The sequence below is a fragment of the Streptomyces sp. NPDC053750 genome (assembly GCF_044544295.1).
Taxonomy (GTDB): Bacteria; Actinomycetota; Actinomycetes; order Streptomycetales; family Streptomycetaceae; genus Streptomyces.
In genome coordinates this window covers 655,917-664,827 of the sequence record NZ_JBITXB010000004.1, presented here as the reverse complement: position 1 = coordinate 664,827, position 8,911 = coordinate 655,917, and the positions used below count along the sequence as shown (strand labels likewise).

At 72.1% G+C, this 8,911-nt stretch carries 6 protein-coding genes; 3 read left to right on the top strand and 3 right to left on the bottom strand.

Going from position 1 to position 8,911, the window contains the following annotated elements; all coding sequences use genetic code 11:
* Positions 1–329: 329 nt before the first annotated feature.
* A complete protein-coding gene (locus tag ACIGO6_RS15755; protein WP_399875825.1) occupies positions 330–878 on the bottom strand; it encodes a MarR family winged helix-turn-helix transcriptional regulator in 549 nt (182 codons plus the stop codon).
* Positions 879–1,014: 136 nt separating this feature from the next.
* Between ACIGO6_RS15755 and ACIGO6_RS15750 the strand changes: the two genes are divergently transcribed.
* Complete coding sequence (locus tag ACIGO6_RS15750) at positions 1,015–2,292, top strand: MFS transporter (protein WP_399875882.1); 1,278 nt, start codon at positions 1,015–1,017, stop codon at positions 2,290–2,292.
* Positions 2,293–2,367: 75 nt separating this feature from the next.
* Here ACIGO6_RS15750 and ACIGO6_RS15745 read toward each other — a convergent pair whose 3' ends face one another.
* Positions 2,368–4,017, bottom strand: coding sequence for a SpoIIE family protein phosphatase (locus tag ACIGO6_RS15745; RefSeq protein WP_399875824.1), 1,650 nt, complete (start codon positions 4,015–4,017; stop codon positions 2,368–2,370).
* A 183-nt stretch (positions 4,018–4,200) separates the two neighbouring features.
* A complete protein-coding gene (locus ACIGO6_RS15740; protein ID WP_399875822.1) occupies positions 4,201–5,580 on the bottom strand; it encodes an NAD(P)/FAD-dependent oxidoreductase in 1,380 nt (459 codons plus the stop codon).
* Between the two features lie 372 nt (positions 5,581–5,952).
* Between ACIGO6_RS15740 and ACIGO6_RS15735 the strand changes: the two genes are divergently transcribed.
* Positions 5,953–6,723, top strand: a complete 771-nt coding sequence (locus ACIGO6_RS15735) for a TetR/AcrR family transcriptional regulator (RefSeq protein WP_399875821.1) — start codon at positions 5,953–5,955, stop codon at positions 6,721–6,723.
* Between the two features lie 238 nt (positions 6,724–6,961).
* Entirely contained in the window at positions 6,962–8,764 is a 1,803-nt protein-coding gene (locus tag ACIGO6_RS15730) for a sigma-70 family RNA polymerase sigma factor (RefSeq protein ID WP_399875819.1), read from the top strand.
* Positions 8,765–8,911 lie beyond the last annotated feature (147 nt).

The following is an 8,911-nucleotide window of genomic DNA, read 5'->3' as shown; positions in this document are numbered from 1 at the left end:
TTCCCTTTCCGGCGGTTCCGACTCTATCAGATCCTTTCGGGCCCTGATTCCCCGTCAGAGGGGGTTGCCTTCCCGGCTGTTGGGCCGTTCCGACGTTTCAAACCTTAGCGGACTCTCTCGGCGATTCCTAATCGGAGTCGATCGAGCCGATGAACCCCCTTCGGAATTGAATTCGGACACGCCGAAGCCATTCCCATGGGGAGTCGTGCTGATGGTTTGGTGCCGCTGCTGCGGCGGGAGGTGATGCCGCAGAACCGTTACGGCTCCGTGGCAACCCGAAGAACTTTACGGATCCCGTGGGGGCCTGTCAAGAAGTCCTGTCAAGATCTTTAATCGAGGTCGCTGAGCCGACCGCCGGCGTCCGGCTGGGCGTGCTCCACCCTGCGCAGGAGGCGGGTGAGTACGTCGCCGAGCGCCGTCCGGTCGTCGGCGGAGAGGTCCTGGAGCAGGTCCTCTTCGAAGACCGTGGCCAGGCGCATGGCCTCGAGCCACTTCTCGCGCCCTTCGGCCGTCAGCTCGACGATGACGCGGACCCGGTTGGACTCGTCCCGGTCCCGGGTCACCAGTCCCTCCGCCACCATGCGGTCGATGCGGTGGGTCATCGCGGCCGGCGTCAGACCGAGGCGCTTGGCGAGGTCACCGGGGCCCAGGCGGTACGGGGCTCCGGACAGGACCAGCGCCTTCAGCACCTCCCAGTCGGTGTTGCTGATGCCGAGCTCGGCGGTCTGACGGCCGTACGCGACGTTCATACGGCGGTTGAGGCGGGAGAGTGCCGAAACGATCTTCTCGACCTGCGGGTCGAGGTCCTGGAACTCGCGCTGGTAGGCGGCGATCTGTTCTTCGAGTGTCGGCTCGCCGGCGCCGGAGGTGTCGCCCATGGCCGCAGTATGGCACGCGGCCTCTTTGCCTTGAAGTCCTTCGCTGTGTACTCTTTATCTTCGAACTTTAGCTTCTAAGTCTTCAGCTTTAACGGCTGGAGCATCGACCCAAGAGAGGGTGAACGTGACCAGGGCAATGGGCGCAGCGATGCGCCGGATCCATGTGGGCAACGCACTCAGCGCGTTCGGGCTCGGCTTCACCGTCCCCTACCTGTACGTCTATGTGGCGCAGGTACGGGGACTCGGTTCTGTCACGGCGGGTCTCGTGCTCGCCGTCTTCGCCGTCGCCGCGCTGATCGTGCTGCCGTTCGCCGGGCGGGCCATCGTCCGGCGGGGCCCGCTGCCGGTACTGCTCGTCGCCCTGGTCACCGCCGCGCTCGGCGCGCTGAGCCTGGGGCTGTCGGCCTCGGCGGCCACCGTGCTGATGTCCGCCGCCGCGCTGGGTGCGGGGCAGGCCGTGATGCAGCCGGCGCTCGCGACGATGATCGTGGACTGCTCCTCGTCCGAGACGCGGTCGCGGGCCTTCGCGATGCAGTTCTTCCTGCAGAACCTGGGTCTCGGCGTCGGTGGGCTCATCGGCGGCCACCTGGTCGACACCACGAGCGCCTCCTCCTTCACGCTGCTGTTCGCGATCGAGGCGGCGATGTTCCTGCTGCTGGTCGCGGTGATGGCGACCGTGCGCGCGCCGCGCGCGCCCCGTGTGGAAGGAGCCCCGGGGCAGTCCGGCGGGGGCAGCTGGAAGCAGCTGCTGGGCAACCGCGCCATGGTGCAGCTGTGCGTGCTGGGCTTCGTGCTCTTCTTCGCCTGCTACGGGCAGTTCGAGTCGGGGCTGAGCGCGTACGGCGTCGAGGCGGCCGGGATCTCGACGTCGGCTCTGGGTACGGCGCTGGCCGCGAACACGCTGATGATCGTGGTCGCGCAGTTCGCGGTGCTGAAGTTCGTGGAGCGGCGGAAGCGGTCGCGCGTGATCGCGGCCGTGGGTCTGATCTGGGCCGTGGCGTGGGCGGTGGCCGGATACGCGGGACTGGGGCACGGCAGCCAGACGATGGCGACGGCCGCGTTCATCTCGACGTACGCGCTGTTCGGGCTGGGTGAGGCCATGCTGTCGCCGACGCTGGCACCGCTGGTGGCGGACCTGGCGCCGACCGGGCTCGCCGGACAGTACAACTCCGCCTTCGCCCTGGTGAAGCAGCTCGCGCTGGCGATCGGGCCGGCGGTGGGCGGGCCGCTCGGGGCCTCGCTGCACGCGCCGTACATCGTGGTCTTCACGCTGTTCTCGCTGGGCATCACGGTGCTGGCGGTGCGGATGGGGCGGCAGCTCACGGACGTACAGAACCAGCCGTCGCTCGCCCGGAGCCGAGTGGTCACGCAGGGCGGGGCGCCGGCCGACACGGTGGCGGCCGCGGAAGCGTGAGCGAGGCCGTGACGGGTTCGGGCCCGTCACGGCTCACGTCACACGCCCCACGCGCCGCACCTCACACCTCACCTCTCAGGGCTTCGGCAGGAGGAACTCGCACCAGACCGCCTTGCCGCCCCCGGGCGTGCGTCTGGACCCCCAGTTGGAGGCGATCGTCGCGACGATGGCGATGCCCCGGCCGGACTCGTCGGCGGGCTCCGCGCGGCGGCGTCTGGGCAGGTGGTCGTCGCCGTCCGTGACCTCGATGATCAGGCGGCGGTCGGTGCGGCGCAGGCGCAGGCGCATGGGGGGTGTGCCGTGCTGGAGGGAGTTGGCGACCAGTTCGCTGGTGGCCAGGACGCCCAGGTCGTGCAGGTCGGCGGGGAAGCGCCAGCTGGTCAGCACGCCGGAGGCGAAGGCACGCGCGCGTGGGGCCGCCTCCACGCCGCCGAGCAGTTCCAGGGCGGCGTTGCGGAAGAGCTCGGCCTGCGCGCCCTTGCGGGCGGGGTGCTGGAGGACCAGGACGGCGACGTCGTCGTCGTGGTCGGGGGTGACGCCCGCCGAGCGGACCAGGCGGTCGCAGACCACCTGGGGGCTGCCGGTGGCACCGGACAGGGCGTGCTCCAGGGCGGTGATGCCCTCGTCCAGGTCCTCGTTCCGCCGCTCCACCAGGCCGTCGGTGTAGAGGACGGCGGTGGAGCCGGGGTTCAGGGCGATCGAGCCGGACGTGTGCATCCAGCCGCCCGTGCCGAGCGGGGGGCCGGTGGGTTCGTCGGCACGCTGGACGATGCCGTTCTCGTCGCGGACCAGGATGGGCAGGTGCCCTGCGGAGGCGTACACCAGTCGCCCCTCGTTGGGGTCGTGGATGGCGTAGACGCAGGTGGCGATCTGGTTGGCGTCGATCTCGGTGGCGAGGCCGTCGAGGAGCTGGAGGACCTCGTGCGGCGGGAGGTCGAGGCGGGCGTACGCCCGGACCGCCGTACGGAGCTGGCCCATGACCGCTGCCGCGCGGACGCCTCTGCCCATGACGTCGCCGATGACCAGGGCGGTGCGGCCGCCGCCGAGGGTGATCACGTCGTACCAGTCGCCGCCGACCGCGGCCTCGGTGCCGCCGGGGTGGTAGGTGGCGGCGACGCGCAGGTCGTCGGGCTCCTCGAGCTCCTGGGGGAGCAGGGAGCGCTGCAGGGTCACTGCTGTCTCACGCTGCCGGCGTTCACTCGCGCGCAGGCGGCCCGCGGCCTCGGCGTGGTCGGTGACGTCGGTGGCGAAGACCAGGACACCGCGGCCGTCACCGTCGCCGCCCTCGGTGACCGGGGTGCAGGTGAAGGTGTAGGAGCGGCCGTCGGGGGCCTTGCGGGACTTGAGGGTGCGGGGTCTGCCGCTGCGCTGGACCTGGTCCAGCAGGGGGAAGAGGCCCGGTTCGTCGAGTTCGGGGAGTGCCTCTCGGGCCCGCTCGCCCAGATCGCGCATGCCGAAGGCGGCGACATAGGCGTCGTTGACGTAGGCGAGGCGGTGGTCGGGGCCGTGGACGAGGGCGACGAGGGCCGGGACGCGGTCGAGGACGTCGCGCACGGGCAGGTCGTCGACGGCGGGTACGGGCGGGGCCTCGTCGGTCAGCTGTTCGGCGCGGGCGGCGGGTACGGAGCCGTCTCCCCGGCGGTCCGGGGAGAGAGTCGGGTCGGTCCGCGCTGCGGCGCGGCGCTGCGTTCCGGGGAGTCGGGCGCTCCAGCGCGTGAAGTTCACGAATCCTTGCCTCGTGTAGTTGTCGGCGGCCGGGGACCGGGACGGGCCGGTGACCGGCCGGGGCCCGGGGGCCGCGCGGGGGCGAGCGGCGGCGCGCCCGCGGTGGTGGACCAGTCTGGCAGGGTGCCGACCGGGCCGACATCCGTCAGACGCCGGACCGGCCCCGGGAGTTCCTGGGTCCGGTCAGGACGACCCCTTCGGGTTGCGCGGGGGTTCTGGAGAAGGCTTTCCACCGGCCGCGAGTTCGAACTCCGCTCGCGGATGTTCGAGTGAACCCAGGGAGACGACCTCCCGTTTGAAGAGTCCGGCGAGGGCCCATTCGGCCAGGACGCGCGCCTTGCGGTTGACGGTGGGGACGCGGCTGAGGTGGTAGGCGCGGTGCATGAACCACGCGGGATAGCCCTTCAGCTTGCGCCCGTAGACGTGTGCGACGCCTTGGTGGAAGCCGAGGGAGGCGACGGAACCGGCGTACTTGTACGCGTACGTCTCCAGGGGCTCCCCGCGCAGGGTGTGCGCGATGTTGTCGCCGAGGATCCTGGCCTGGCGGACGGCGTGCTGGGCGTTGGGGGCGCACGGCCGGCCGGGTTCCGGGGCGGTGACGTCGGGGACGGCTGCGGCGTCTCCCGCGGCCCACGCGTGCGTGGCGCCGTCGACGGAGAGCTGGGGGGTGCAGGTCAGCCGGCCTCGGTCGTCGAGGGGCAGGTCGCTGGCGGCGAGGACCGGGTGGGGTTTGACGCCGGCCGTCCAGACGACCGTACGGGTGGGGAAGCGGGCGCCGTCGCTGAGGACGGCGACGCGGTCCGTGCAGGACTCGAGGCGGGTGTCCAGGCGTACGTCGATGTTGCGGCGGCGCAGTTCGGTGACCGTGTAGCGGCCGAGCTCCTCGCCGACCTCGGGCAGGATGCGCCCCGAGGCCTCGACGAGGATCCACTTCATGTCGTCCGGCGTGACGTTGTGGTAGTACCGCGCGGCGTAGCGGGCCATGTCCTCCAGCTCGCCGAGCGCCTCCACGCCCGCGTAGCCGCCGCCGACGAAGACGAAGGTGAGGGCGGCGTCGCGGAGGGCGGGGTCGCGGGTGGAGGAGGCGATGTCCATCTGCTCCAGGACGTGGTTGCGCAGGCCGATGGCCTCCTCGACGGTCTTGAAGCCGACGCCGTGGTCGGCGAGGCCGGGGACGGGCAGGGTGCGGGAGACCGAGCCGGGTGCCAGGACGAGTTCGTCGTAGGTCAGCCGGCGGGCGCCCGTGCCCTCCTCCTCGGTGGCGAGGGTGGTGATGGTGGCGGTGCGCGTCGCGTGGTCGACGGACTGTGCCTCGCCGATGACGACGTGGCACTGGTCGAGGACGCGGCGCAGCGGCACGACGACGTGGCGCGGGGAGATGGAGCCGGCCGCCGCCTCGGGGAGGAACGGCTGGTACGTCATGTAGGGGTCGGGGGTGACGACCGTGATCTCGGCCTCGCCCCGCTTCAGTTCGCCTCTCAGGTTCCGCTGCAGACGCAGGGCCGTGTACATCCCGACGTAGCCGCCGCCGACAACGAGAATGCGCGCACGTTCCTTCACCATCCCATGACGCACCCGACGCTTGCGTTTGTCCACAGGCTCGGCAATTTGTGTGACCGGAGATCGCGGCGGCGCCGGGTCCGCCGTACCGCCGCAATCCTCCGCTGCCGCGCAGGTCAGCAGGGGTGGGGGCGGAGCCGGAAGGCGCCACATTCGGGACGTAGGTGATCCGTACTCCGATCGAGGGGCGCTCCGTGCGGAACGTCCCCCTTCTGAATTGACCCCCGCTCAACTATGTTCTTCCCACGGTGTGCAGGGGATGTGCCCATCGGGTCCGCGACGGGCGGACCTCGGAACCGGGCCCGTTCCACGCACTCCGGCTTTCGATGGCGGGGAGAGTCTCCGGGGGGAGACGTCATTACCGGGGGATTGTCTATGCATGTTCAGGACTCTCATTGGTCGTCCGCTTCCACAGTCACGCCCGGCGGTGCGGTGAGCACGGCGCCGGGCGGTGGACGCGGGGAAACGGCACGGAGCGCACCGCTGCGCGTGGACGCCCAGCGCAATCTGGAGCACGTGCTGCGCGCGGCGCGCGAGGTGTTCGGCGAGCTGGGATACGGCGCGCCGATGGAGGACGTGGCGCGGCGCGCCCGGGTCGGTGTCGGCACGGTGTACCGGCGCTTTCCCAGCAAGGACGTCCTGGTGCGCCGGATAGCCGAGGAGGAGACGGCGCGGCTCACCGATCAGGCCCGGGCGGCGCTCGGGCAGGAGGACGAGCCGTGGTCGGCCCTGTCGCGCTTCCTGCGGACGTCGGTGGCCTCGGGCGCCGGCCGGCTGCTGCCGCCGCAGGTGCTGCGGGTCGGCGTGTCCGACGAGGGTGACGGCGGCGTGGCCGGTGAGCCGCGGGTGCCGCAGCAGCGGATACAGCCGGCCTCGGGCGAGCTGCGGCTGGTCTCCACGGAGACCGGCGCGCCCGTCGTCTCCGTGGAGGACGACGCCGGGGCGGCGGCGCTGCTGGAGGTCGTGGGCCGGCTCGTGGAGCGGGCGCGTACGGCGGGTGAGCTGCGTCCGGACGTGTCGGTGTCGGACGTGCTGCTGGTGATAGCCACGGCGGCGCCCTCACTGCCGGACGCGGCGCAGCAGGCGGCGGCCTCGGCCCGGCTGCTGGACATCCTGCTGGAGGGACTGCGGTCGCGGCCGGCCTGATCCGGGACAGACGGGCGGGCGGTGCCGGACCTTCCGCACGTCCCGCTCGCCACCCGCCGGGCCGAAGCCACAACGGCAGCTCATCGTCCTACCCCGAACACCTGAGCGTTATTGCGACGTCAGGGCAAGTCCCCTCGGACGAGTGATGGTCCGCACCGGGGGGTCCTGACCAAAAGCCAATATGGCACGCTGCCCTGGTGTTCGAGTCAGGTCGGGCGGGTGGCGGGGGCTTTCCGGGATGAGCGTCAACGGGCGGGGCGAGTCACTCGGTGACGACGACGGACCGGCGGAATTCGGCGTCCCCGCACAGCGCGAGCTGCACGAGGACAGCATCCTGCCGCCACCGCGCGAAGTGCCGCCGTCCGACGCGGAGCTGATCGAGCGGATGCGCGCGGGCGACGACACGGCCTACGAGGACCTGTACCGGCGCCACGCGGACGCGGTGCGCCGGTACGCGCGCACCTGCTGCCGCGACGCCCACACGGCGGACGACCTCACCGCCGAGGTCTTCGCCCGCATGCTCCAGGCGGTGCGCGGCGGCTCGGGCCCGGAGCACGCCGTGCGCGCCTACCTGCTCACCGCGGTCCGGCGGGTCGCCGCCGGCTGGACCCGGTCGGCGAAGCGGGAACAGCTGGTCGACGACTTCGCGGTGTTCGCCACGCAGTCCGCGCACGCCTCCGAGACGCCGGACGACACCCTGGACCTCGGGGCCGACGTCCGGGCCATGCACGAGGCCGAGCAGTCGATGGCCATGCAGGCCTTCCGGTCGTTGCCGGAGCGGTGGCAGGCCGTGCTGTGGCACACCGAGGTCGAGGACGAGTCCCCGAGCAAGGTGGCCCTGCTCTTCGGGCTGGACGCCAACGGCACCCGGGTGCTCGCCAGCCGCGCCCGCGAGGGCCTGAAGCAGGCCTATCTCCAGGCCCACGTCAGCACGGCCCTCACCGCCGACGAGGAGTGCGCCCGCTACGCCGACCGGCTCGGCACGTACGCCCGCGGCAGGCTGCGGCCCCGGGCCGAACGCGGGCTGCGCCGGCACCTGGAGGAGTGCGCCAGGTGCCGGCTGGCCGCCGGTCAGATCGCGGAGGTCGCGAGCGGAATCCCCGCCGTGGTGCCGGTCGCGGTCATCGGATGGTTCGGTGCCGCCGGATACGCCAAGGCGGCGGGGATCATCGCCGGCGCGGGCGCGGCAGGCACCGCGGGCGCGGCGGCGGCGAGTGGCGGCGGGGCGGCGGCCTCCGAGGGACTGGGCGCGCCGGTGAAGGCCGGCATCGCGGCCGGCGTGGTCGCGGTGGCCGCCGCGGCGGCCCTGGCCCTCGCCCTGGCGGGCAACGACGCCCCCGCCGAGGCCCCTCCGAAGGCAGCCCCACCCCCACCGGTGGCCCACCCCACCCCGGCCACTCCTACCCCCACCCCCACGCCACCTCCACCCCGCCCCCAGGTGGCCGCCCCGAAACCGTCCCCGAAGCCCACACCACCCCCCACCAGCACCCCCGCACCAAAACCAACACCGACACCCACCCCCACTCCCACTCCCACTCCCACTCCCACCCCAACTCCACCCCCGCCCCCGACCTCGAAACCGACGCCACCCCCACCGCCCCCCGCTCCGACGGTCTACCAGTGGAACCAGCTGGCGTACGACATGAGCGGCGACGGCACGGGCCCCGAGATGCGGCTGGCGGAGAGCAGTTGGGTCTGGCAGCGATCGTCCCTGTCGATCGCCGACGAACGGCACACGCACGGCGTCACGGTGCACGCCCACTCCTCCGTCACCATCGACCTCAACCGCGCCTGCTCGTCCTACGACGCGCTGGTCGGCGTGGACGACCTGACGATGAAGCTGGGCAAGGTCCACTTCTCGGTCCACGCCGACGGCGTCCAGCTCTGGAGCTCGGGCCTGGTCAAGGGCGGGGACCCGGCCGTACCCGTCCACGTGGACATCGCGGGCCGCAAGACCGTACGACTGGTGGTCGAACCGCACAGCCCGGTCGACACCCTGGCACTGGCCGACTGGGCGGAGTCACGCTTCACCTGCGCGTAGGGGCACGGCCGGCAGTCGCGTACGGCGAGAAGGGGCCGTGTCGGGGGGTGTCCGCCCGCAGCGGTTGGCGCGTCAACGGAGAGCACTTCTGTGACCGACCGATTCCGCGCCGTTCCGAGGACGGACACCCCCCGGCGCGGCCCCGAC

Bases quoted from the DNA above. Each gene is read 5' to 3' on its own strand.
- ACIGO6_RS15750 (WP_399875882.1), top strand. From the start codon at position 1,015: ATGGGCGCAGCGATGCGCCGGATCCATGTGGGCAACGCACTCAGCGCG.
- ACIGO6_RS15735 (WP_399875821.1), top strand. From the start codon at position 5,953: ATGCATGTTCAGGACTCTCATTGGTCGTCCGCTTCCACAGTCACGCCC.
- ACIGO6_RS15730 (WP_399875819.1), top strand. From the start codon at position 6,962: ATGAGCGTCAACGGGCGGGGCGAGTCACTCGGTGACGACGACGGACCG.
- ACIGO6_RS15740 (WP_399875822.1), bottom strand. From the start codon at position 5,580: ATGGTGAAGGAACGTGCGCGCATTCTCGTTGTCGGCGGCGGCTACGTC.
- ACIGO6_RS15755 (WP_399875825.1), bottom strand. From the start codon at position 878: ATGGGCGACACCTCCGGCGCCGGCGAGCCGACACTCGAAGAACAGATC.